Source organism: Vibrio sp. S9_S30 (assembly GCF_014694455.1).
Taxonomy (GTDB): Bacteria; Pseudomonadota; Gammaproteobacteria; order Enterobacterales; family Vibrionaceae; genus Vibrio.
In genome coordinates this window covers 1-296 of record NZ_JAAUWT010000179.1, presented here as the reverse complement: position 1 = coordinate 296, position 296 = coordinate 1, and the positions used below count along the sequence as shown (strand labels likewise).

Genomic DNA, 296 nt, shown 5'->3' with positions numbered 1-296 from the left:
GGTTGTCAGGTTATCGAAAATAGCTGGCTTCCGTGTTTTTGAGTTTGTTTTCTCAACCTGTATCAAGGTGGAAAAACCGTCGCAAGCCAAGCTGTTGTGGCTATTTCAAACCATTCCGGTTTACCGTATTTTGAAGTTTGGCTCTCTGCTTGTTTTTCAAAATCCTTGACCGAGTCGGTGTTTTGGGTTCTGTGGTCTGGTTGCAGAAGGTTTTGTTGGCTAAGATGCTGTTCATTGACTGCAAGCAAAGTGCTTCTCTGCCAAGTGAGTTTGTGTACTCGTTACGCTCTAACAAA

The 296-nt window shown here is 43.6% G+C and carries 1 protein-coding gene; it reads right to left on the bottom strand.

Going from position 1 to position 296, the window contains the following annotated elements; genetic code table 11:
* Positions 1-100: 100 nt before the first annotated feature.
* The coding region (locus HC752_RS25050; protein ID WP_238930643.1) for a hypothetical protein at positions 101-296 on the bottom strand (196 nt) is incomplete at its 5' end.